The organism is Streptomyces sp. 3-6 (assembly GCF_056323165.1).
Window position 1 is genome coordinate 1 of record NZ_JBWHZP010000014.1, and the last position, 23,707, is coordinate 23,707.

Here is a 23,707-nt window from a genome sequence, read left to right on the forward strand (position 1 = left end):
AGTTCTCAAGGAACGGACGCTTCCTTCGTACTCACCCTCTCGGGCTTTCCTCCGGGCGCTTCCCTTCGGTGTGTCCGACTCTATCAGATCTTTCCGATCCGATTTCCTCGGCGCTTTCCAGGTCGAACGCTTTCCGCGCTTTCCCTTTCCGGCGGTTCCGACATTATCAGATCCTTCTGTTCGATCTGACCCCCAGTCAGCGGGGTTCGTCTTCCCGGCCGTCGGCCGTTTGGACGAGTGAGACCTTAGCGGATTCCCAGCCCCCGAGCTAATCGGGGCCCGCTCCCTTTCGGGTGTGGATTCCTCATTTCGCACACACGGGTGCCCTTTACCGGCGGCGGACACACGTCTGCCGTCAGGAAGTGACTGTGCTTGCGGAATGGCTGCCCGGGGCCGACCGGAGTCGGTGCTCACGTCGGGCAACCCGGAGAACACTACGGATGGGCCCGGGGCGTGTCAAACCGCCTGCTCGGACCGTCCTCGGGGCGTATCCTCCGGTGCATGACGACGCGTACGTACCGCCAGTTCTGGTGGGCCGCCTGACGGCGGCCGTCCTTACGTATGCACTCACGGCCGCCGCTTCGGCGGCCGTTCGTGTTTCTCCCTCCGGAGCTCTGGGGGACGGCCCGCCGGAGTCGGCGGCACCGACCGGGAGACGGAGTGAAGAGATGAAGCGGGTCTTCAGTGGGGTCAAGCCGACCGGGCATCTGACGCTGGGGAACTACCTGGGAGCCGTCCGGCAGTGGGTCGCGGACGACCAGCACCGCGCGGACGCGTTGTTCTGCGTGGTCGACCTGCACGCGCTGACCGTCGACCACGATCCCGCGCGGGTACGCCGGCTGACCCGGCAGGCGGCGACGGTACTGCTGGCGTCCGGGCTGGACCCCCGGGTGTGCACGGTGTTCGTGCAGAGTCACGTCGACGAGCACACCCGGCTGTCGTACCTCCTGGAGTGCGTGGCCACGGACGGCGAGATGCGCCGGATGATCCAGTACAAGGAGAAGGCGGCGCGCGAGCAGCGGCGCGGCGGGAGTGTGCGGCTGTCGCTGCTGACGTACCCGGTGCTGATGGCTGCGGACATCCTCGCGTACGGGACCGAGGAGGTCCCGGTGGGTGACGACCAGACGCAGCACGTGGAGCTGGCGCGGGACCTCGCCGTGCGGTTCAACCAGCGGTACGGGCAGGCGTTCGTGGTGCCGCGGGCGACGCGTCCGAAGGTGGCGGCGCGGGTGATGAACCTGCAGGACCCGCTCTCGAAGATGGGCAAGAGCGACGACGCCGGGCCGGGCATCGTGCATGTGCTGGACGATCCGGACGTGGTGCGCAGGAAGGTCATGCGGGCGGTGACGGACAGCGGACGGGACGTCGTGTACGACAGGGCGTCGCGGCCGGGGGTGGCGAATCTGCTGGAGATCCTCGCGGCGTGCACGGGTGGGGACCCGGAGGCCCTGGCCGGTGCATACGCGTCGTACGGGGTTCTGAAGAGGGAGACCGCCGAGGCCGTGATCGAGGTGTTGCGGCCCGTGCGGGAGCGGCACAGGGAGCTGTGCGCGGATCCCGGCCATGTGGAGCGGGTGCTGCGGGACGGTGCGGAACGGGCGAGGGGCATGGCGCGGCCGACGGTCGATGCCGCCTATCGGGCCGTCGGCCTGCTGCCGGCGGGCGCGGACACCGGGGCGCCCGTGCTGAACGCGGCCCGGTAGGCACGGGGGCTGGTGGCGAGGCGCGATGCGAAGTGCTGGCGCATCGTGACCTCGCTGCCGAAGCCGGCCCGGCGGGCGATCTCGGGCATGGGCAGGTCGGTGCGTTCCAGGAGGCGCTGGGCCGCGGCGATGCGCTGGTCGAGGAGCCAGCGCATCGGGGTGGTGCCCGTGGCGGCGGTGAAACGGCGGGCGAAGGTGCGCGGGGACATGCCGGCGTGAGCCGCCAGGTCGGCGACCGTGAGCGGTTCGCCGAGCCGGCGCAGCGCGTGTTCGCGGACGGCGGCGAGGGTGTCGGCGTCGCGGTCGGTGCGCGGTGTGGGGTGCTCGATGAACTGGGCCTGGGTGCCGGTGCGGAAGGGGGCCGTGACCATCGACCGGGCGATGGTGGCGGCGACCTCTGCTCCGTGGGCGCGTCGGACCAGGTGGAGGCAGAGGTCGATGCCGGCGGCGGTGCCCGCCGCCGTCCAGATGTTGCCGTCCTCGATGAACAGCGCGTCGGGGACGACGTCGACTCGGGGGTGGTGGATACGGAGGAGGTCGGTCAGGTTCCAGTGGGTGACGGCGCGGCGGCCGTCGAGGAGTCCGGCCTGGGCAAGGGTGAAGGCTCCGCCGCAGAGGGCGGCGAGCGGGGTGCCGCGGGCGTGGGCACGGCGCAGGGCGTCGAGGACGGGAGCGGGTGCGGGGGTGAGGTGGTCGTCCAGGCCCGGGACGACGATCAGGTCGGCGTGGGTCAGCCAGCTGAGGGGGCGGTCGGGGAGGAGGGTGAGGCCGCCGCGCAGGAGGACGGGGGCAGTGTCGGTGGCGGCGCGGCGCAGTGCGAAGGCGGGGACGCCGCGGTCGGTGCGGTCGACACCCCACACCTCGGTGATGACGGAGACGTCGAAGGCGCGGATGCCGGGGAAGGCGAGGAGGGCCACGCGGTAGGGGGCGGTGACGGCCATGGGTGGCAGTGAACCATCGATCGATGACTTCCGGACCTCTGGGGGCTGATGCGGGGGACCGGCAGGATCGCGGTCATGGACATCGCACGGAACGCAGCACTGGTGGTCGTGGACGTGCAGCAGGGTTTCGAGGAGGTCGGTTTCTGGGGGAAGCGCAACCACCCGGCGGCGGACGACAACATCGCCGCTCTCCTCGACGCGTGGCAGTCGGCCGCCCGGCCGGTGGTCTTCGTGCGGCACGACTCGGTCCAGCCGGGATCGCCCCTGCGGCCGGGCCGGCCGGGCAACGGGTTCAAGCCGTACGTGGAACGGCGGCGAGGGAAGGGAGGGGGTGCGGAACTGCTGGTCACGAAGACGGTGAACTCGGCGTTCCTCGGCAGTCCGGATCTGGGGGCCTGGCTCCGGGAGGCGGGGATCGGGCAGGTGGTGCTGGCCGGGATCCAGACGAACATGTGCGTCGAGACGACGGCGCGGATGGCGGGGAACCTCGGTTTCGAGGCGGTGGTCGCCTTCGACGCGACGTACACGTTCGACCTGGAGGGGCCGTTCGGCTGGCGTCGGAGTGCGGACGAGCTGGCGCAGGCGTCCGCCGTGTCGTTGCACGGAGGCGGGTTCGCGGCGGTGGTGACGACGCGGGACGTGCTCACCGCGGCGACGTGATCACGGCGGACGGGGGTGCCGACGGGCGCCTGGAGGGTTCGGCTGACTCGGGTGGCCGGGAGGGTCGGGGGGCGGGGAGGGTCGGGGTGGCGGGGGTGGCCGGGGTTGGTCAGGGTGGCCGGGGATACGGGGTGGCCGTCTCGGCCGTTCCCGGTCCCTCGCGGCCCACTCGGCCCCGTTGGTCACGTCGGCCGACCGCAGCTACCGGGAGCCCCGGGGCCGGGCGTCGATCCCGCAGTCCCGAGCCCCGGTCTGCGGCCTCTGCCCCGGCCCCCGGTCCTCGGTCCCCGTCCTCAGTCCTTGGTGCCGGAGGCCAGTTCGCGGCTGCGGTCGCGGGCGGCTTCCAGGGCGGCGATGAGGGCGGCCCGGACGCCGTGGTTCTCGAGTTCCCGGATGGCGTTGATGGTGGTGCCGGCCGGGGAGGTCACGTTCTCGCGGAGCCTGACGGGGTGTTCGCCGCTGTCGCGGAGCATGGTGGCCGCGCCGATCGCGGACTGCACGATCAGATCGTGGGCCTTGTCGCGGGGCAGGCCGAGCAGGATGCCGGCGTCGGTCATGGCTTCGACGAGGTAGAAGAAGTACGCGGGGCCGGAGCCCGACAGGGCGGTGCAGGCGTCCTGCTGCGCTTCGGGGACGCGGAGGGTCTTGCCGACTCCGCCGAAGATCTCCTCGGCGTGGGCGAGGTGCTGGGCGGTGGCGTGGCTGCCCGCGGAGATGACCGACATGGCCTCGTCGACCAGGGCGGGGGTGTTGGTCATGACGCGGACCACGGGGATGCCCGAGGCCAGCCGCTCCTCGAAGAAGGCGGTGGGGATTCCGGCGGCGCCGCTGATGATCAGGCGGTCGGCGGGGACGTGCGGGGCGAGTTCGTCGAGGAGGGCGCCCATGTCCTGGGGCTTGACCGTGAGGATCAGGATGTCGGCCGTCTTGGCGGCGTCCTGGTTGGAGACCGGGGTGACTCCGTAGCGGGTGCGGAGTTCGTCGGCTCGTTCCGGGCGGCGTGCCGTGACCAGGAGGTCGGCGGGGTTCCAGCCTGCGCGGATCATTCCGCTGAGCAGGGCTTCGCCGATCTTTCCGGTGCCGAGGACTGCGACTTTCTGGGTCATGGCTGGGGGTGCCCTCCGGGGTGTGCGTCGTCCTGGTTCATCCTCCCACCCGGGGGCGGACGGACGCGGTGGCTGTCCGGTGGGCGGACCGCTGGCCGGCGCTCCGGGGAACACCGCCGAGGCTTTCGGCGGGGCGATGTCGGTCGGGCTTCCGGTGGGCGGGACGCCGGTCTGGGCTTTCGGTGGTCGGACACCGGTCTGGGCTTTCGGTGGTCGGACACCGGCGGGGCGGCCCGGCCGCGGACTTCCCGCCGGGCCGCGGCAGGACGTCGGGCGGCGGCAGGACGTCGGGCGGCGGCAGGACGTCGGGCGGCGGGTCCGCGGCGGAGGATCGCGCTGCACGTGCGGGGCCCGAGCCCGCGCGCGTCGGGGGCGGCGGGTCCGCGGCGGAGGACATCAGGCGGACGTCGGGCGGGCGGAGGACGGGACGGGCGTCGGACGGCTCGCCTCAGGCCGGCCTCAGGCGGTGCGGCGGCGCAGGGTGGCCGCACCGAGGCCCAGGACCAGCAGGGCGCACCCGGCGACGATCGAGACGTCCTGCAGGAAGGCGGTGGTCATGTCGGAGTGGCGCAGCACCTCGTTCATGGCGTCGACGGCGTAGGACATGGGCAGCACGTCGGAGAGGGCCTCCAGGACGGGGTGCATGGTGTCGCGCGCGGCGAACAGACCGCACAGCAGGAGCTGGGGGAAGATCACGGCCGGCATGAACTGCACCGCCTGGAACTCCGAGGCCGCGAAGGCCGAGACGAAGAGGCCGAGAGCCGTGCCGAGCAGCGCGTCGAGGAGCGCGACCAGGAGCAGCAGCCAGGGGCTGCCGACGACGTCGAGCCCGAGGAACCAGACCGCCAGGCCGGTGGCGAGGGCGGACTGGACGACCGCGAGGGCGCCGAAGGCGAGCGCGTAGCCGGCGATCAGGTCGCCCTTGCCGAGCGGCAGGGCGAGGAGACGTTCGAGGGTGCCGGAGGTCCGCTCGCGCAGAGTGGCGATCGAGGTGACCAGGAACATCGTGATCAGCGGGAAGATGCCGAGGAGCGAGGCGCCGATGTTGTCGAAGGTGCGCGGGCTGCCGTCGAAGACGTAGCGGAGCAGGAGCAGCATCAGGCAGGGCACGACGAGCAGCAGCGCGATGGTGCGCGGGTCGTGGCGCAGCTGGCGCAGGACCCGGCCCGCGGTGGCGAGGGTGCGGGCCGCGTTGAGGGCACCGGCCGGGGCGGACGGGCGGACCGGGCGGGGGCGGGCGGTCGTGGTCATCGCGTGGTCTCCTTCGAGCGGTCGGCCGCGGCGGCCCGGTCCACCAGGTGCAGGAAGGCTGCTTCGACGGTGTCGGAGCCGGTCCGGGAGCGCAGGGCGTCGGGGGTGACGGCCGCGTCGTCGGGCCCGGCGGTGTCGTCCCCGGTGAGCAGTGCGCCGCCGCGCATCAGCAGGAGGCGGTGGCAGCGCTCCGCCTCGTCCATGACGTGGGAGGAGATCAGCAGGCTCGCGTTCCGCTCCGCGGCGATGGCGTGGAACAGCTCCCAGAGGTCGCGGCGCAGGACCGGGTCGAGGCCGACGGTCGGTTCGTCGAGGACCAGGAGTTCGGGGGTGCCGAGGAAGGCGACGGCCAGGGAGACGCGGCTGCGCTGGCCGCCGGACAGGTTCCCGGCGAGGGCATCGGCGTGCCCGGTGAGGTCCACGTCCTCGATGGCGCGGGTGACGTTCTCCCGACGGCGGACGGCGGCGGCGCGGCCCGGGTCGAGGATCGCGGCGAAGTAATCGAGGTTCTGGCGCACCGTCAGGTCGTCGTAGACGGAGGGTGCCTGGGTGACGTAGCCGATGCGGCTGCGCAGGGCGGGGTGCCCGGCCGGGAGGCCCAGGACGTCGAGGGTGCCGGACACCTTGGCCTGGGTGCCGACGATGGCCCGCATCAGGGTCGACTTGCCGCACCCGGAGGGTCCCAGCAGCCCGGTGATCTGTCCGCGCGGGACGGTGAAGGACAGGTCGCGCAGGACGGTGCGCGGGCCCCGGACGACGGTGAGGCCCTGCGCCCGGACGGCCGGGGTGCCGTCGCCGGGGCTGCCCTCGTCGCCGGGGTGGGTGACCTGGCGGGTCGGCCCGGAGGAATAATTCATCATGTGATGAATAATGCGCGCGTCGACTCGCCGCGTCAAGCGGCACGGTGGACGCACCACGGGGAGCCGAAAGGAGAGAGGGGAGGGGGAGGAGAGGGAATTTACGGAGGAGCCGGCCGGGCTGGTCCTCACCCTCGGCACCCGGATGGTGCTGGTGCCGCTGCTGCTGGTCGGGGAGGTCGTCGGCGTGGTGGCGGTCTTCCGACGCCATGGCGGTCTGCGCTCGGACTTCTGACCGGGAGCCGGGCTGACGTTCGCGCTTCTGGCGCTGTTCACCGTGATGGGCGTGGCCGCGACGTGGGGTGAGTGGGGCGCGGTGCCATGGATCTGGGCCCTGTACACCGGCTACGTGTTCTTCGTGTTCGGCTTCGGCGGGATGGCCTGGAAGAAGGTCCTCGCCTGGCTTTTCGCGGCATGGGGCCCCCGGGCGCGGGGGGGCCTCCCCCATGCCGGCTCGCCTACGTGTACGTGCCGTGGGAGCCGGTGAGGTTCTTCAGGACACTCAGGACACGCGTCGCGGCACCGACGAGGCACAGCGGGGCCGCCCTACCTGCTCCTGTGGACCCACCCGGGTGACGCGGCCACCGTCGTCGATGCGGACCTCGTCGCCGGCCATCTGCCGGCGGGTGCCGGAGCGGATTTTCCGCGGTACACCTAGCTGCGGCGGCGCTTCTTCGGGTTGCCGGAGCGGCGGGCGGTGCGCTTGGCGTACTGCTTGCGGGCGGTCTCGTACTCCTCGCGGCGGAGCTTCTCGCCGGGTGCCTCGGTGAGGGAGCGGAAGAAGTAGGCGAGGAGGGAGCCGACGAAGCCGATGGCCAGCAGGCCGCGCAGGGAGTGCTGGCGGTCGGGGTCCGGGCGGCGCCGGAAGCCGTCCCAGGTGTGGCGGAAGGCGAGCGCACTGCACACCGCGAACATCACGACCATGAGCAGTGTGACGAAGCTGCTGACGTCGGCGATCGCCAGGCCCTCGTAGGCGAAGCGCAGCACGAAGCAGGCGGCGACCGCCGCGGCGAGGGAACCGACCGCGACACCCACGCGGCGGGCCGCGTAGCCGTTGTCGTGGTCCACCCACGTGGTGCCGAAGAAGCGGATGGGTTCCGGCTGGGGACCGGCGGGAGTGCCCGGGGTGTCCGGGTCGCTGCCCGGGGTGCCGTTCGTTCCGTTCTCTGCTGTGCTCACGTGTCGATTGTGACCCCTCCGTCGCCGGGGACGGGAGCCACCCTGCCGCCGGGCGCCCCGGACCCCTGGGCCACCCGGCGGGGGCAGGCCGCCTCCCCTGCGCCCGTGACCCGGCGGACGAGCCGGACGCCGTGGGCGGGATGCCCCGACGACCACCCTGCGCGCACGGGCCTGCACGCACGGGCCCGCACGGAGATGACCCACGCAGGGGACTCGCGCAGGGAACCGCGCACGGGACTCCGCGCAGGGAACCGCGCACGGGACTCCGCGAGGGGAACCGCGCACGGAGCCGCCCCCGCGAGGCCGATCGGAACCGGAGCCGCCGGCGTCCAGCCCGACCGGCCCGGACCGACTGGATCAGCCCGACCGCCGGGACCCACCGGCCCGGCGGAACCCACCGGACCGACGTGTCCACCGGACCCCGCAGCCGACCCCACCGCGCCCGGCCGGGCCGGCCCCTCCCCGGTCTCCCCGGTGCGCGCCGGGCGCGTGAGGCACCCGGCGCGACCGTGACCCGTAGCGGTGTCAGCGGCGTCGGCCGTACCCGCCGTGGACGCGTGTCTCAGCGTGGGCGGGTCAGCAGCGCGTCGGCGGGTCAGCAGCGCGCGGGCGGGTCAGCAGCGAGGGGCCACGTAGCCGTCGCTGCCGGTGTAGATGTACGCGTCGGAGACGTACTGGCCGCTGCCGATGCAGTCCCAGACCGACGAGGTGCCGTACGGGCCGGTCACCCGGGTGCCGGTCGTCTGGCAGGTGATCCGGACCCGGGCGCCCTCGGCCAGGACTCGGACGACCGCGTAACCGGTACCGGGGCCGCTGCGGACGTTCAGCCGGTAACCCGGGGCCACCGGGTAGGTGGCCGCGGCGGCCGTGACGACCGCCTCCGCCGCCTCCTGGACACCGCCGGCCGCGGTGTGCTGCGTCTGCTCGACAGACATGTGAGTCCTCCCCCGTTGGACCCCACGGAGCTCGTGGGGCCCCGTTGATACCCCGGGGACACGTCCTGAAACACCCGTTCTTTTCTCGCACAGGAAGGCGACGGCGCCGCCTCCGTCCCGTACACACCATCGACTAGGCTCCCGAGCGTCGCGCGCGCGAACGAACAGCACGGGGGTGGTTCCATGGCGTCGCAGCGGAACACCGGAGCGGGCGGGAACACCGGGGCGGGCGCCGAAGCGGAAGGGCCGGAGTACGCCGGGCACTACCGTCTGGAGCACTGCCTGGGCGCGGGCGGCATGGGCGTCGTCCATCTGGCCCGGAGCACCTCGGGGATGCGCGTCGCGGTGAAGGTCGTGCACGAGCGGTACGCCCTGGATCCCGAGTTCCGGGGGCGGTTCCGGCAGGAGGTGGCCGCGGCGCGGCGGGTGAGCGGGGCCTTCACGGCGCCGGTCGTCGACGCCGACCCGGAGGGCGAACGGCCCTGGATGGCCACCCTGTACATCCCCGGCCCCACCCTCAGCGAAGAGGTCAAGCGGAACGGGCCGATGGACCCGGACCAGTCCCGTCGGCTGATGGCCGGTCTCGCGGAGGCGCTGCGCGACATCCACCGGGTGGGCGTCGTGCACCGGGACCTGAAGCCGAGCAACGTGCTGCTCGCCGGTGACGGCCCGAAGGTCATCGACTTCGGCATCTCCCGGCCGAGGGACAGTGAACTGCGCACGGAGACCGGCAAGTTGATCGGCACGCCGCCGTTCATGGCGCCCGAGCAGTTCCGGCGGCCCCGGGAGGTGGGTCCCGCGGCCGACGTGTTCGCGCTCGGCTCGCTGATGGTGCACGCGACGACCGGGCGGGGACCGTTCGACTCCGACAGCCCGTACGTCGTCGCCTACCAGGTCGTGCACGACGAACCCGACCTGACCGGCGTCCCGGAGTCGTTGGCGCCGCTGGTGCTGCGGTGCCTCACCAAGGAGCCCGACGACCGGCCCACCCCGGACGAACTCATGCGGGAACTACGGTCGGTGGCGGCGACGTACGACACCCAGGTGTTCCTCCCGCCGCCCCGGACGCCCGACCCGCCCCGCGAGGAGGCCGCATCGGAGGCGCAGCCGGACGCGCCCGGAGGGGCCCCGTCGGACGCACCGGCGGCCCCGACGACCGGCGCCCCGACGGGGACTCGGGGGGCGCCCGGACCGACGGCACCGGCTGCACCGCTCGCCGAGGCCGGGGCGTCCGGGAAGCGGCCCGGCCAGCGCCCCGGCAGACGGGCGGTCCTGGTGTCCGGGGCGCTCAGCCTGGCGCTGCTCGGCGGTCTGACAGTGGCTCAGCTGACGGACGGTGACACCGAACCGGCGCGCAGGGCCACCGCCGCCCGGAGCACGCCGGCGGCCTTCGGGGCGTGGGAGACGGTGCCCGCGCCGAACAGTGACGGGATGCCCCAGTGCTCGTACGGGCGCGAGAGCCTGCTGTGCGCGCTCCCCGGCCGCGTGGTCGCCCTCGACCCGGCCGACGGCCGTACCCGGTGGCGGCACGACGTGACCCGGGCGCCCCGCAGCGAGCCCCCGGTTCTCGCGGGCGGCCTCGTCCAGCCCTCCCTCGACCGGCTCGGCGAGCTGGAGGCGCTCGCCCCCGACACCGGGGAACCGGTGTGGAGCAAGGAGGTGCCCGGGTACGAGGGCGTACGGGCCGTCGGCGACATGCTGCTGCTCACCCGGCCGGACGGCACGGTCACCGGCCTGGACGCCGCCTCGGGCGACACCCGGTGGTCCCGCCGCATCCCCGGCCAGGCGGCGCCCTACTTCTCTGCGTTCGAGGGGAAGACCGTCACCGCGGAGGCGGCGGACAACACGGACGACGCGGACGACGCGGACGACAGAGAGCCCAGAAGGGCCGGGAAGCCCGGGGAGACCGGAGGCCCCCATGAGCCCCGGGAGTCCGGACAGGGCGCGGACCGTGCCCCGTCGGCCTATGCGGCGAGCCCGTCCGCCGACGGCAGCGGGACCCGCGTCACGGCGGTGGACCCGGCGACGGGTGACGTGCGCTGGGACGCGGAGCTCGCGGGGGCGCTGACGCCGGTGGGGGCCTCGGACGGTTCCCTCTACCTCCTCGCCGACGGTGCCGTGTACGGGGACGCGAAGGCCGTGGTCCGCTACACGCCCGGGACGGGAGCCACCCGCCGGGTGACGCTGCCGGTGCCCGTCGCCCAGGCGGAGGCCGGGGTGCACGGAGACACCGTGTACCTCATGGGCGGGGGCGGCTCCCTGGTGGCCGTCGACCTGGCCGCCGGGAAGCAGCGGTGGCGGCTGGAGACGGGCGTGAGCCGCGGCTCGCGGCCGGTCTCCGACGGACGGCACGTGTACGTGACCGCGCCCGACGGGCGGCTGCTCGGCGTGGACGCCCGGAACGGGAAACTGCTCGGCCACACCCGGCCACGGCTCGGCGACGACGCCGACCGGGTCCCCGCCGCCCTGCCCGAACCGGTGCTCGCGGGCGGCCACGTCTACGCCGGCGCACCGGACGGGACGGTGTTCGGCGTGACGGGACGCGACCCGGCCGACTGGTGACGGGAGGCCCCGGGGAGCCGGAAGGCCCCCGGGCCTCTTGCCCTCGTCACACCGTCACACCGTCGCTCCGCGCTCCGAGGCGCAGTGCTCCGTAGCTCCGTGCTCCGTGGCGCAGCGCACCGTGGCGGACCGGTCTCCCGACCGCCCCCGGTCGCCCCGACCGGCGGACGCTGCCCGCTTCAGCCCAGCTTGCTCACGTCGCGGACGGCGCCCTTGTCGGCGCTGGTGGCCATCGCCGCGTACGCCTTCAGCGCCGCCGAGACCTTGCGGTCGCGGTTCTTCGGGGCGTACCGGCCGTTCAGCGCCTGCTCGCGGCGGGCCAGCTCGGCGTCGTCCACGAGCAGTTCGATCGAGCGGTTGGGGATGTCGATGCGGATCCGGTCGCCGTCCTCGACCAGGGCGATCGTGCCGCCCGAGGCGGCCTCCGGGGAGGCGTGGCCGATGGACAGGCCGGAGGTTCCGCCCGAGAAGCGGCCGTCGGTGATCAGCGCGCAGGTCTTCCCGAGGCCGCGCCCCTTGAGGTACGAGGTCGGGTAGAGCATCTCCTGCATGCCGGGGCCGCCCTTGGGGCCCTCGTAGCGGATGACGACGACGTCGCCCTCCGTGACCTGCTGGGTGAGGATCTTCTGGACGGCCTCCTCCTGCGACTCGCAGACGACCGCCGGGCCCTCGAAGGTCCAGATGGACGCGTCGACGCCGGCCGTCTTGACGACGCAGCCGTCCACGGCGAGGTTGCCGCGCAGGACCGCGAGGCCGCCGTCCTTGGAGTAGGCGTGCTCGACGGAGCGGATGCAGCCGCCCTCGGCGTCCACGTCCAGGGAGTCCCAGCGCTCGGACTGGGAGAAGGCCTCGGCGGAGCGCCGGCAGCCGGGGGCCGCGTGCCAGAGTTCCACGGCCTCGGCGGACGGGGAACCGGCGCGGACGTCCCAGGTCTTCAGCCAGTCGGCCAGGGACGGGCTGTGGACGGCGTGGACGTCCTCGTTGAGCAGGCCGGCGCGGTGCAGTTCGCCGAGCAGGGCCGGGATGCCGCCCGCCCGGTGCACGTCCTCCATGTAGTACGTGCGGTCCCCCGCGACGTTGGGCGCGACCTTCGCCAGGCAGGGGACGCGGCGCGAGAGGGCGTCCATCTCGGTGAGGCCGTAGGCGACCTCCGCCTCCTGGGCGGCGGCCAGCAGGTGCAGGATCGTGTTGGTGGAACCGCCCATCGCGATGTCGAGCGCCATGGCGTTCTCGAAGGCCGCGGGGGTGGCGATGCTGCGGGGCAGGACCGAGTCGTCGTCCTGCTCGTAGTAGCGGCGGGTGAGGTCCAGGACCGTCTCGGCCGCGCGGACGTACAGGTCCTTGCGGGCGGTGTGGGTGGCGAGGACCGAGCCGTTGCCCGGCAGGGACAGGCCGATGGCCTCGGTCAGGCAGTTCATCGAGTTGGCGGTGAACATGCCGGAACAGGAGCCGCAGGTGGGGCAGGCGTTCTCCTCGATGCGGAGGATGTCCTCGTCGGAGATCTTGTCGTTGACCGCCTCCGACATCGCGTCGACCAGGTCCAGCGTGCGGACCGTGCCGTCGACGAGCGTGGCCCGGCCGGACTCCATCGGGCCGCCGGAGACGAAGACCGTGGGGATGTTCAGGCGCAGCGCCGCGTTGAGCATGCCCGGGGTGATCTTGTCGCAGTTGGAGATGCAGATCAGGGCGTCGGCGCAGTGGGCCTCGACCATGTACTCGACGCTGTCCGCGATCAGGTCCCGGGAGGGCAGGGAGTACAGCATGCCGCCGTGGCCCATCGCGATGCCGTCGTCGACGGCGATGGTGTTGAACTCGCGCGGGATGCCGCCGGCCGCGACGACCGCCTCGCTGACGATCCGGCCGACCGGGGCGAGGTGGGTGTGGCCGGGGACGAACTCCGTGAAACTGTTGGCGACGGCGATGATCGGCTTGCGGCCGATGTCCGCGCCCGGTACACCGGAGGCCCGCATGAGGGCGCGGGCGCCCGCCATGTTGCGGCCGTGGGTGACTGTGCGGGACCTCAGCTCGGGCATCGTCGCTCGCTCCTTCGGGACCTTCTCGGGGGCGCCGGGGTTCCGGCGGGGAAGAACATCGGGATACGGGAATCCGACTCCAGTCGAGCGTACGCCGGTCATCCAGGGGTCGGGACGCGGTGTCCGATATGCGAGACCGGTGTCTCAGGCGGATGGGCCCGTTGCCTGTCACCACTCGGCCCGCCCCACGCAGCCGCCGTCCGCCCTCCGCCACCCGTACCCCGCCGTCCGCCGCCCGCCGCGCACGCGGCCCGGCGTCCGGGAGCGGCAGTCGCCTCAGGGCCCGGTGAGGTGCCCCTGGACCACCGGGGCCACCCGGCGGACGATCTGCTCGGGGTCGGCCGACGCCAGCGGCTCCACCTTGATCACGTAACGGATCATGGCGATCCCCACCAGCTGCGCGGCGGCGAGTTCGGCGCGCAGCTCCGCGTCCGGGAGGTCGAGCCGGCCGGCGATCCGGCGCAGCAGCTGCGTGGAGACCAGGCGGCGGAAGACGGCGGCGGCGACCTCGTTGTTCACGGCGGAGCGGACGATCGCCAGCAGCGGGGTCCGGGTCACCGGGTTCTCCCACAGGCCCAGGATCATGCGGGTCATCTTCTCGCCGACCTCGTCGAGCGGGCCGTCGAGGACGCTGTCCCGGGAGGCCAGGGCGGGCGCGAAGGCCACCTCGACGGCGGCCTCGAACACCTGCTCCTTGGTGCCGAAGTAGTGGTGGACGAGAGCGGAGTCCACCCCGGCCGCCTTGGCGATGCCCCGGACGGAGGTCTTCTCGTACCCGCGTTCGGAGAACTCCTCCCGGGCCGCGTGGAGGATGCGGTCACGGGTTCCCGTGGCCTCCGAGCGCGGGGGCCGGCCGCGGCGCCGCGCGGTGCCGTCGCGCTCTGCGGACGCTCCCCGGCCACCGGGGGCGGCGAGGCCGGTCATCGTCGCGGCACCCAGATCGACGGGGGCACGGAGGACGCCGGCGACGCCGGGGCGGCGGCCAGGTGGCGGCGGGTGAACGCCAGGGCCTCCGCGAGGTCGGCCTCCCGTTCGGCACCGGACATGGCGCGGCGCGTGTTGACCTCGATGACGACGTGGCCGTCGAAGCCGGTCCGCGCGAGGCGTTGCAGCACCTCGGCGCACGGCTGGTTGCCGCGGCCGGGCACGAGGTGCTCGTCCTTGGCCGAGCCCCGGCCGTCGGCGAGGTGGACGTGGCCCAGCCGGTCGCCCATGCGGTCGAGCATGTCGAGGGCGTCGGTGCGGGCGGTCGAGGCGTGACTGAGGTCGATGGTGAAGTGCCGGTAGTCGTCGCGGGTGACGTTCCAGTCGGGCGCGTAGGCGAGCATCTCGCGGTCGCGGTAGCGCCAGGGGTACATGTTCTCCACCGCGAACCGCACATCCGTCTCGTCGGCCATGCGCCAGATGCCCTGCACGAAGTCGCGGGCGTACTGGCGCTGCCAGCGGAAGGGGGGATGGACGACGACGGTGTCGGCGCCGAGCCTTTCGGCGGCGGACCGGGCCCGCTGCAGCTTGGTCCACGGGTCGGTGGACCACACGCGCTGTGTGATCAGCAGGCAGGGCGCGTGCACGGCCAGGACGGGCACGCGGTGGTAGTCGCTGAGCCGGCGCAGCGCCTCGATGTCCTGGCTGACGGGGTCGGTCCACACCATGACCTCGACGCCGTCGTAGCCGAGGCGCGCGGCGATCTCGAAGGCCGTCGCCGTCGACTCCGGGTAGACCGAGGCCGTCGACAGTGCGACCTTCGCATCCGGGACGCGCACCGTTGGATCTGCCACGAGGGACAGGGTACGGGGTGCGGTTGGGCTGGTGCGGGGGCCGCCGGGACCGATGTGGCGTTCGCCATAGCGGACGGGTGCGGACGGAAACCGGGAACGGGAGCGGACGGAAACCGGGAACGGGTGCGGATGGACGGGGGGAACGGGCGCGGACGGACCGGACGGGGGGAACGGGCGCGGGTGGACCGGACCAGAGGAACGGGCGCGGACGGACGGCGGAAAGACGGGAAGGCCGCTGACGTCGGCGTCGCCGTCAGGCACTGCGGGCGCCGTCGGCCCTTCAGGCGCTGCGGGCGCCGCCGGCCGTTCGGGCCCGCCGGGCGCGACCGTCAGGCCCGCCGGGCGCCGTCGGCCGTTTCAGGCCCTCCGGGCGCCGCCGTCCATGTGGTCCAGGCGCCGCAGGATCACGCCCTCGCGCAGGGCCCACGGGCAGACCTCCAGCCGCTCCACGCCGAACAGGTCCATCGACGCCTCCGCGACCAGCGCCCCGGCCAGCAGCTGGCCCGCGCGCCCCTCGGAAACGCCTGGAAGCTCGGCGCGCTCCTCCTCCGTCATGGCGGCGAGCCGGGGCACCCAGCTCTCCAGCGACTGCCGCTTCAGCTCCCGCTGCACGTACAGGCCCTCGGCGGAGGCGGGCGCGCCCCCGATGCGGGCGAGCTGCTTGAAGGTCTTGGAGGTGGCCACGACGTGGTCGGGGCGGCCGAGCCGGCTGAACTCGCCGACGGTACGGGCGATCTCGGTGCGCACATGACGGCGCAGCGCCCGCACCTCGTCCGCCTCGGGCGGGTTCCCGGGCAGCCACGCGGCGGTGAGGCGCCCGGCTCCCAGCGGCAGCGAGACCGCGGCGTCGGGCTCCTCGTCCATGCCGTAGGCGATCTCCAGGGAACCCCCGCCTATGTCGATCACCAGGAGCTTGCCGGCGGACCAGCCGAACCAGCGGCGGGCGGCGAGGAAGGTGAGCCGCGCCTCCTCCGCGCCGCTCAGCACCTGGAGTTCGACGTCCGTCTCGGCCCGGACGCGCGCGAGGACGTCGTCGGCGTTGCCCGCGTCGCGCACCGCGGAGGTGGCGAACGGGAGCAGTTCCTCGACCCCCTTGTCCTCGGCGGCCCGCAGCGCCTCGCGGATGACCGAGACCAGCCGGTCCATCCCCTCCGGGCCGATCGACCCGTCGTCCTGGAGGAGCTGGGCGAGGCGGAGTTCGCTCTTGTGGGAGTACGCGGGCAGCGGGCACGCTCCGGGGTGCGCGTCCACCACCAGCAGGTGCACCGTGTTCGACCCCACGTCCAGGACACCAAGTCTCATGTACGGAACGCTACTGCCCGCAGCGGGCCGTGGTGCACGGTCCGTCCGATACGGGCCGGTCCCGGCCGGCTCCGCGGGCGGCATACCCTGGAGGCGTGCCAAAGACGAAAAAGGCGAAGGACAAGAAGTCGGACAAGAAGGCCAGGACGGTCGAACCGGCCGGGACGTCGGCGCGGCCGGCCGCGCCCGCGACGCCTCCGACGGATCGCCCGACGGCCGACGAGAAGGGACTCGACTTCGCGCGCGCGTGGGTGGAATTCCCTGATCCGGCGGACGACGAGCAGGTCTTCCGCTGCGATCTGACCTGGCTGACCTCTCGCTGGAACTGCATCTTCGGCAGCGGCTGCCAGGGCATCCAGGCCGGCCGCGCGGACGACGGGTGCTGTTCCCTGGGTGCCCACTTCTCCGACGAGGACGACGAGAAGCGCGTCGCGGAGCATGTGGCGAGGCTCACGCCGGACATCTGGCAGCACCACGAGGAGGGCACCCGGCGCGGGTGGGTCTCCGAGGACGAGGACGGCGAGCGCCAGACCCGTCCGTTCCAGGGCTCGTGCATCTTCCAGAACCGGCCGGGCTTCGCGGGCGGCATGGGCTGCTCGCTGCACATCCTGGCCGTCAAGGAGGGGCGCGAGCCGCTGGAGACCAAGCCGGACGTGTGCTGGCAGCTGCCGATCCGGCGCACCTACGACTGGATCGACCGGCCCGACGACACGCGCGTGCTCCAGGTGTCGATCGGTGAGTACGACCGTCGCGGCTGGGGCCCGGGCGGGCACGACCTGCACTGGTGGTGCACGTCGGCGACCTCGGCGCACGGCGCCGGCGAGCCGGTCTACGTCTCCTACCGGGCGGAGCTGACCGAACTGATGGGCAAGGCGGGTTACGACCGTCTGGTCGAACTGTGCGAGGCACGGCTGGCCGCCCAACTGCCCCTGGTGGCACCGCATCCGGCGGACCCCGCCTGAGTCGTCGCCCCTCCCCCGGTCCGCCGGCTCCCGCACGAGACGGCGTCCGCCTCCGCCCGGGACCGCGCCCCGGGTCCCTGGCCTCCGGTGAACCCCGCCCGCGGAACCGTCCCCGGCCGCCGGCGGAACCCCACCTGGGACCGCGACCCGATCCCGGCCCGCAGGCGGGCCCCGCCCGGGACCGCGCCGGACCCCGCCGTGGCGCCGCGCCCGGGGCGCGCCCAGCAGACATGGTCCCGGGGCCCCTGGTCGGCGTCGTGCGGGGCGCGGTCGCCCCCCGCACGGCGGATCGTTCCGGCTCTCGATCAGGACGCCGACGGACTCGGGTCCCCGCTCTCTCCGGCGCCCGGGGGCGGGGAGTCGGACGGTTCCGTGGGCGTGGGGTCGCCGGGCGAGGGGTCCGGGCCGGTGGTCGGCGGCGGGTCGCTCGGCGTGGGTTCGGTGGTCGCCGGGGTGGTCGGCGTGGGGTCCGGACCGGACGAGGGCGGCGGACCGCTCGGGGTGCCGGGATGCGGTGTGCCCGGGCTGCCCGGGTGCCCGGGGTGCGGAGTCCCGGGACGGGACGGACCGGGCGCGGTGCCGTAGCCGTCGATGGTCACCACGGCGCCGGCCGGCGCGACCGCGATCCGCGCCTGCCAGGGGCCGGACGGCTCGCGCAGGTGGTCGACGTGGACCGTGACGGTCAGCGACTCCCCGGGTTCCAGGGTGCCCGCGGACCGGCTCAGGTAGAGCCAGTGGGCGCCGGTCGACGCGGACCAGCGCACCGGTGCGGAACCGGTCGCGGTGAGGGTGATGAACGTGGTGTCCCCGCTGTGGCCGGCGGTCACGCCGAGGGAGGCGGCGCCCTTGCTGTCGCCGCCCGTGACCCCGACGACCTCCACCGACACGTCGGACGTCCTCCGGCCGTCCTTGTCGAAGCGGTTGTCCGGCCGGGTGCTGGCGTTGCCCGCGTTCTCGTACCCGCCGGGCCCCTCGCCCCCCAGGTCCACCGGGCCGTCGGCCTCCCGCGCCGACGCCGACCGGCCGTCCTCGCCCTCACCGACCGGGGTCCCCCGGTAGGCGGCCCACAGGGCGAACACCGGTGCCGCGACCACGGTGGCGACCACGGTCGTGGTGACGGCCCGCGCCCGCAGCCGGTCCCGCCGCGCGGCCAGGTCCTTCGGGTCCATCGGGTAGCCCCGCCGGTCGAAGCGGGGCGCCCCGGAGCGCCCGCGCGGGTGGTGCGCCAGGGCGGTGCGCAGGGCCGCGCGGGGCGCGGGCAGCACGGGGAGGGCGTCGGGGGTGACGCTGGTGCCGGGCCAACGGCCGGGGACGGCCCGTTCCGCCGTGCGCCGGCAGCGGGGACAGTCGTCGACGTGGCGGACGAGTTCCCGGCGCACCGCGGTGCTCAGCACCACCCGCCGGTCGCCGGTCAGGTGCGCCACGCCGGAACAGGCGCCGGCCTCCACGACGGCGAGCGCGGCACGGGTGCGCTCGACCTCGCACGCGGCGGAGGCGAGCAGCTCCCGCGCAGTGACCGGTTCCATGCCGAGCACGGCGGCGACCTCGTGGGCGGCCAGGTGGTGACGCACCGCCAGTTCGAGGGCCTCGCGCTGCTCCGGGCTGGTGCCGGCCGCCTCGGGCCAGGCCAGCAGGGCCAGTTCACGGCGCCGCTGCTCCTGCACGTCCTCGGAGACGGCCGGGACGGAGCCGCCGCGCGCGGCACGCTGCCGGTCCGCGCGGCCCGCGGCGTGCGTGGCCCGGCGTTCCTGCCGGGCCTCGGTCAGCCGGCGCAGGCAGGCCCAGCGGGCCAGCGCGTACAGCCAGGCGCGGCGGTCGCCGATCGCGTCCGGGATGTTCCGGCCGCGGCGCTCCGCGAGGGCGAGCACGTCGGCGACGGCGGCGGTCGCCGCGTCGTGGTCGCACAGGACGGACAGGCAGTAGGTGAACAGGCCGTCGAGGTAGGGCTCGTCGCGCAGCGGGGGCCGTTGCGCGAGGGTGCGGGCGGCTCCGCGGTCGCGCACCTCCCGGTGCGCCCGGTGTGCGCCGGTCGTGCGGGTCGGGGTGTCCGGGCCACTGCTCGTCATTCGGCGACCGTAGGCGGCCCGGCACGGCCCCTTCCGGTGCCCTGCGCACTTTTAATCCGTACGGGTGAAACGATCCCTCAAACGGGGAACCACTCCCCTCCGCGACGGGCCTGCCCGGTGCGGAGGCCCGACGCTCGCCGGTACGGCGCCCGCGCCCCGCGCCGGGCCGGTGCCGTTCCTCCGGTCGGCCGACAGCATCCCGGTCCGGGCGGCCGGGGTCCGGACAGTGCGTCTCCGGGCATCCGGGCCCCTGCGCCGGGGCGCGTGCGCCGGGGTGCGCGAGCCGGGACACGGGCCGGAACCCCGACCGCCGGACCGAGCCGGGCCACCGGGCCCGACCGGATGAGCCGGGAACGGACTGTCTGTCGAGCCGGGCCACCGGACCGAACCGCCGAGCCGAACCGGCCCCCGGTTCCCGAACCGGACGAGCCGACCGGCACCGCGGGCCCGCGCCCCCTCCGGCCGGCCGGTACCGGCCGGGTCTCCGCTGTCAGTGGGGCCGGATACCGTTTCCGCATGGCTGCCCGTACCAAGACCACCAAGGACCGCCCGTCCTACCGCTGCACCGAGTGCGGCTGGCAGACGGCCAAGTGGCTCGGCCGCTGCCCGGAGTGCCAGGCCTGGGGCACGGTCGAGGAGTACGGCACCCCCGCCGTCCGTACGACGACGCCCGGACGGGTCACCACCTCCGCGCTGCCCATCGGGCAGGTCGACGGGCGGCAGGCGACGGCCCGCCCCACCGGCGTGCCGGAGCTGGACCGGGTGCTGGGCGGCGGTCTGGTGCCGGGTGCCGTGGTGCTCGTCGCGGGTGAGCCGGGGGTGGGCAAGTCCACCCTGCTGCTGGACGTGGCGGCGAAGTCGGCGAGCGCGGACCACCGGACGCTCTATGTGACGGGCGAGGAGTCGGCGAGCCAGGTCAGGCTGCGCGCCGACCGGATCCACGCGATCGACGACCACCTGTACCTGGCGGCGGAGACGGATCTGGCCGCCGTGCTCGGGCACTTGGACGCGGTGAAGCCGTCCCTGCTGATCATGGACTCGGTACAGACGGTCGCCTCCCCGGAGATCGACGGCGCCCCCGGCGGCATGGCCCAGGTCCGCGAGGTGGCCGGGGCGCTGATCCGCGCCTCCAAGGAGCGCGGGATGTCCACGCTGCTGGTGGGACACGTCACCAAGGACGGCGCCATCGCGGGCCCCCGGCTGCTGGAACACCTGGTGGACGTCGTGCTGCACTTCGAGGGCGACCGGCACGCGCGGCTGCGTCTGGTCCGGGGCGTGAAGAACCGCTACGGCACCACCGACGAGGTCGGCTGCTTCGAGCTGCACGACGAGGGCATCACGGGCCTCGCGGACCCCAGCGGACTTTTCCTGACCCGTCGTGACGAACCGGTCCCCGGCACCTGCCTGACCGTCACCCTGGAGGGCCGGCGCCCCCTGGTCGCCGAAGTGCAGGCGCTCACGGTCGACTCGCAGATCCCGTCCCCCCGGCGCACCACCTCCGGCCTGGAGACCTCCCGCGTCTCGATGATGCTGGCGGTCCTGGAACAGCGCGGCCGGATCAGCGCCTTGGGCAAGCGGGACATCTACTCCGCGACGGTCGGCGGGGTGAAGCTCACCGAGCCGGCCGCCGATCTGGCCGTGGCGCTGGCCCTGGCGTCGGCGGCCAGCGACACCCCGTTGCCGAAGAACCTCGTGGCGATCGGCGAGGTCGGCCTGGCGGGCGAGGTGCGACGGGTCACGGGGGTGCAGCGCAGGCTCGCCGAGGCGCACCGGCTGGGCTTCACGCACGCGCTGGTACCGGGCGATCCGGGACGGATCCCCTCGGGAATGAAGGTTCTGGAAGTCGCGGACATAGGGGACGCCCTGCGGGTCCTTCCCCGTTCCCGTCGCCGAGAGGCCCCCCGGGAGGACGAGGACCGCCGGTAGACTTTGCCCAGGTCTCGCCCGTCCGTACGAACCGCGGGGGCGCCCAGGAACCTGCGACCGGAGGAGTGCAGTGGCAGCCAACGACCGGGCAGCAGCTCCCGGAAAGTCCGGTGGGAGTGCCGGTTCGGAGGGCCTGATGCGCGCCTCACTGAGCGCCGTGGCACCCGGCACCGCCCTGCGGGACGGACTGGAGCGCGTGCTCCGCGGCAACACCGGCGGGCTCATCGTGCTCGGCTCGGACAAGACCGTCGAGACGCTGTGCAGCGGCGGCTTCGTCCTGGACGTCGAGTTCACGGCGACGCGCCTGCGGGAGCTGTGCAAGCTGGACGGCGGCATCGTGCTGTCGTCCGACCTGACGAAGATCCTGCGGGCGGGCGTCCAGCTGGTGCCGGACCCCACGATCCCGACGGAGGAGACCGGCACCCGGCACCGCACCGCCGACCGGGTCTCCAAGCAGGTCGGCTTCCCCGTGGTCTCCGTCTCGCAGTCGATGCGGCTCATCGCCCTCTACGTCGACGGCCACCGCCGGGTCCTGGAGGACTCCGCGGCGATCCTGTCCCGCGCCAACCAGGCCCTGGCCACTTTGGAGCGGTACAAGCTCCGCCTCGACGAGGTCGCGGGCACGCTCTCCGCGCTGGAGATCGAGGACCTGGTGACCGTGCGGGACGTCTCGGCGGTCGCGCAGCGCTTGGAGATGGTGCGCCGCATCGCCACCGAGATCGCCGAGTACGTGGTCGAACTGGGCACCGACGGCCGTCTCCTCGCCCTCCAGCTCGACGAGTTGATCGCGGGCGTGGAGCCGGAGCGCGAACTCGTCGTGCGGGACTACGTCCCCGAGCCCACGGCCAAGCGCTCCCGCACCGTCGACGAGGCCCTGCACGAGCTCAACGTGCTCACCCACGCCGAGCTGCTGGAGCTGTCGACCGTGGCCCGCGCCCTCGGCTACACCGGCTCCCCCGAGACGCTGGACTCGGCGGTGTCCCCGCGCGGCTTCCGTCTGCTGGCCAAGGTGCCGAGGCTGCCCGGCGCCATCATCGACCGCCTGGTGGAGCACTTCGGCGGCCTGCAGAAGCTGCTCGCCGCCAGCGTGGACGACCTGCAGACGGTGGACGGCGTCGGCGAGGCGCGCGCCCGCAGCGTCCGTGAGGGCCTGTCGCGCCTGGCCGAGAGCTCGATCCTCGAACGGTACGTCTGACACCCGACGGGACGCGGGCATCCGGCCGCGCACACCCGGACGCGCACACCCGGACGCGCACACCCGGACGCGGACACCTCGGGGCCCGGAGGGGCCGCGGTCACCGCCCTGTGCCGGGCATCACCGTGTGTCGGTCACCACGTCGCCCAGCGGGCCGGCGGGCACCCCGCCCACCCGGCCGCCCTCGGCACCCGGCCGCCACCGCCGGCCGGCCATCTTCCCCGTCCGGCCGCCCCAACCGCTCGCCCCGCCCGCTCGCCCGCGTTCGTCGACCGGCCCGTCAGCCCGGCGACCGGCCCGTCAGCCCGGCGGCCGGCACCGGCCACCGCGCACCGCACCCCCCGTCACGGGCGCCCGCGGTCGCCCGCCGACCGGGCCGCGCGCGCCCCGTCGCCGCCGGGAGGGCTCAGTCGCGTTCCAGCACGAACGACGTCTGCACCTTCGCGAAGCCGGGTGCCTTCGCCTCCACCAGGTACGTGCCCGCCCCGGCCGAACCGGCCGGCGGCGTGGCGCACTCGGCGGCGCTCGGCTTTCGGTCCCACGTCACCTTGTACGTGATGCTGTCGCCCGCCGGCACCCGGAACAGCAGGCTCCGGGCGCCCTTGGGGCAGTGGTCCGACGCCCAGTAGGCGTCGTCCTCGCCCGCCTGAGTCACCGTCAACACGGCGTTCTCGGGGCCGAGATCGACCTTGCAGTCCTTGCCGGAGACGTTGCGCGCGGTCAGCAGGAACGCCGGCTTCTGTCCCGGCTCGTAGGTGTTGCGGGCGCTGCGCAGGCTGAACTTCACGGCGCTCGCGGTGCAGTCGGGCAGACCCGACCCGCCTCCGGCCGGCAGCGCGTCGCCCGCGCCCACCCCGGCGGACGTCCCGCCTCCGGAGCCGCCGCCCGCGTCGCCCCCGGCGCCGCCGTCCGACGATCCGCCGTCCCCCGGGTCGCCGTTGGCCCCGTCGTCGCCCGTACCGGACGACGCGCCACCGGAGTTCTCGTCACCGGTCTCGTCCCGGCCGCCCGGCGCCTGACTGATCGCCGGCCCCGAACTCGACGGCCCGGGCGTGATGGAGGGCGCGGGGTTCTTGCCGTTGGCACCGTTGTCGTGGTCGTTGCCGCCCCCGCCGCCCGTCGTGACCACCCAGGTGATCGCCAACGCCAACAAGGCCAGTACGGACAGCAGTACGGCCCTCCGTCGCCAGTAGATGGAGGAGGGAAGCGGCCCGACCGGATTGCGCAAAGATCCCACGGCGCAAACCATAC

Annotated in this window: 19 protein-coding genes; 7 read left to right on the top strand and 12 right to left on the bottom strand. The window is 74.0% G+C overall.

Annotation, left to right across the window (positions count from 1 at the left end; translation table 11 throughout):
* Positions 1-668 precede the first annotated feature (668 nt).
* Positions 669-1,703, top strand: coding sequence for a tryptophan--tRNA ligase (gene trpS, locus AC02VZ_RS18600; RefSeq protein ID WP_432058619.1), 1,035 nt, complete (start codon positions 669-671; stop codon positions 1,701-1,703).
* Here the strand turns inward: trpS and AC02VZ_RS18605 are convergent.
* Complete coding sequence (locus AC02VZ_RS18605; RefSeq protein ID WP_432058618.1) at positions 1,634-2,644, bottom strand: GlxA family transcriptional regulator; 1,011 nt, start codon at positions 2,642-2,644, stop codon at positions 1,634-1,636. The genes trpS and AC02VZ_RS18605 overlap by 70 nt on opposite strands.
* 75 nt (positions 2,645-2,719) lie before the next feature.
* Here AC02VZ_RS18605 and AC02VZ_RS18610 point away from each other — a divergent pair, with 75 nt between their 5' ends.
* Positions 2,720-3,304, top strand: a complete 585-nt coding sequence (locus AC02VZ_RS18610; protein ID WP_432058617.1) for a cysteine hydrolase family protein — start codon at positions 2,720-2,722, stop codon at positions 3,302-3,304.
* Between the two features lie 293 nt (positions 3,305-3,597).
* Here the strand turns inward: AC02VZ_RS18610 and proC are convergent, their stop codons facing one another.
* The 3 genes from proC to AC02VZ_RS18625 all read right to left on the bottom strand — a co-directional run bounded on the left by proC (position 3,598) and on the right by AC02VZ_RS18625 (position 6,521).
* Entirely contained in the window at positions 3,598-4,410 is an 813-nt protein-coding gene (gene proC / locus AC02VZ_RS18615) for a pyrroline-5-carboxylate reductase (protein WP_432058616.1), read from the bottom strand.
* A gap of 459 nt (positions 4,411-4,869) precedes the next feature.
* Positions 4,870-5,661, bottom strand: coding sequence for an ABC transporter permease (locus AC02VZ_RS18620; RefSeq protein WP_432058615.1), 792 nt, complete (start codon positions 5,659-5,661; stop codon positions 4,870-4,872).
* The gene (locus AC02VZ_RS18625) at positions 5,658-6,521 is read right to left on the bottom strand and encodes an ABC transporter ATP-binding protein (protein WP_476475909.1); all 864 of its coding nucleotides are present in this window, start codon (positions 6,519-6,521) and stop codon (positions 5,658-5,660) included. Before AC02VZ_RS18625 ends, AC02VZ_RS18620 begins: the two co-directional genes overlap by 4 nt.
* 10 nt (positions 6,522-6,531) lie before the next feature.
* On the opposite strand from AC02VZ_RS18625, the gene AC02VZ_RS18630 reads away from it, so the two are divergent.
* Complete coding sequence (locus AC02VZ_RS18630) at positions 6,532-6,753, top strand: hypothetical protein (RefSeq protein WP_432058614.1); 222 nt, start codon at positions 6,532-6,534, stop codon at positions 6,751-6,753.
* A gap of 419 nt (positions 6,754-7,172) precedes the next feature.
* On the opposite strand, the gene AC02VZ_RS18635 is transcribed toward AC02VZ_RS18630, so the two are convergent.
* Positions 7,173-7,697 carry an EamA/RhaT family transporter gene (locus AC02VZ_RS18635; RefSeq protein WP_432058613.1) on the bottom strand — a complete coding sequence of 175 codons (525 nt, stop codon included), beginning with the start codon at positions 7,695-7,697 and terminating at the stop codon, positions 7,173-7,175.
* A 614-nt stretch (positions 7,698-8,311) separates the two neighbouring features.
* Complete coding sequence (locus AC02VZ_RS18640) at positions 8,312-8,632, bottom strand: SH3 domain-containing protein (RefSeq protein ID WP_432058612.1); 321 nt, start codon at positions 8,630-8,632, stop codon at positions 8,312-8,314.
* A 183-nt stretch (positions 8,633-8,815) separates the two neighbouring features.
* On the opposite strand from AC02VZ_RS18640, the gene AC02VZ_RS18645 reads away from it, so the two are divergent.
* Entirely contained in the window at positions 8,816-11,194 is a 2,379-nt protein-coding gene (locus AC02VZ_RS18645; RefSeq protein WP_432058611.1) for a serine/threonine-protein kinase, read from the top strand.
* A 179-nt stretch (positions 11,195-11,373) separates the two neighbouring features.
* Here the strand turns inward: AC02VZ_RS18645 and ilvD are convergent, their stop codons facing one another.
* From ilvD to AC02VZ_RS18665, 4 genes are all read right to left on the bottom strand, one after another.
* Positions 11,374-13,227, bottom strand: coding sequence for a dihydroxy-acid dehydratase (gene ilvD / locus AC02VZ_RS18650; RefSeq protein ID WP_432058610.1), 1,854 nt, complete (start codon positions 13,225-13,227; stop codon positions 11,374-11,376).
* A 276-nt stretch (positions 13,228-13,503) separates the two neighbouring features.
* Positions 13,504-14,151 carry a TetR/AcrR family transcriptional regulator gene (locus tag AC02VZ_RS18655; protein WP_432058609.1) on the bottom strand — a complete coding sequence of 216 codons (648 nt, stop codon included), beginning with the start codon at positions 14,149-14,151 and terminating at the stop codon, positions 13,504-13,506.
* Positions 14,148-15,005 carry a sugar phosphate isomerase/epimerase family protein gene (locus tag AC02VZ_RS18660; protein WP_432058608.1) on the bottom strand — a complete coding sequence of 286 codons (858 nt, stop codon included), beginning with the start codon at positions 15,003-15,005 and terminating at the stop codon, positions 14,148-14,150. Before AC02VZ_RS18660 ends, AC02VZ_RS18655 begins: the two co-directional genes overlap by 4 nt.
* 357 nt (positions 15,006-15,362) lie before the next feature.
* Entirely contained in the window at positions 15,363-16,307 is a 945-nt protein-coding gene (locus AC02VZ_RS18665; protein WP_432058607.1) for a Ppx/GppA family phosphatase, read from the bottom strand.
* Between the two features lie 95 nt (positions 16,308-16,402).
* Between AC02VZ_RS18665 and AC02VZ_RS18670 the strand changes: the two genes are divergently transcribed.
* Entirely contained in the window at positions 16,403-17,269 is an 867-nt protein-coding gene (locus AC02VZ_RS18670) for a DUF3109 family protein (RefSeq protein WP_432058606.1), read from the top strand.
* 305 nt (positions 17,270-17,574) lie between these two features.
* On the opposite strand, the gene AC02VZ_RS18675 is transcribed toward AC02VZ_RS18670, so the two are convergent.
* The gene (locus AC02VZ_RS18675; protein ID WP_432058605.1) at positions 17,575-19,335 is read right to left on the bottom strand and encodes a BACON domain-containing protein; all 1,761 of its coding nucleotides are present in this window, start codon (positions 19,333-19,335) and stop codon (positions 17,575-17,577) included.
* Positions 19,336-19,851: 516 nt separating this feature from the next.
* Here AC02VZ_RS18675 and radA point away from each other — a divergent pair.
* Together radA and disA are read left to right on the top strand one after the other, a co-directional pair.
* Positions 19,852-21,261: a DNA repair protein RadA gene (gene radA / locus AC02VZ_RS18680; protein WP_362102329.1), complete on the top strand. Its 1,410-nt coding sequence runs from the start codon at positions 19,852-19,854 to the stop codon at positions 21,259-21,261.
* Between the two features lie 70 nt (positions 21,262-21,331).
* Positions 21,332-22,456, top strand: coding sequence for a DNA integrity scanning diadenylate cyclase DisA (gene disA, locus AC02VZ_RS18685; protein WP_362102332.1), 1,125 nt, complete (start codon positions 21,332-21,334; stop codon positions 22,454-22,456).
* Positions 22,457-22,862: 406 nt separating this feature from the next.
* Here disA and AC02VZ_RS18690 read toward each other — a convergent pair whose 3' ends face one another.
* Positions 22,863-23,693 carry a hypothetical protein gene (locus AC02VZ_RS18690; protein WP_432058604.1) on the bottom strand — a complete coding sequence of 277 codons (831 nt, stop codon included), beginning with the start codon at positions 23,691-23,693 and terminating at the stop codon, positions 22,863-22,865.
* Between the last annotated feature and the right edge of the window lie 14 nt (positions 23,694-23,707).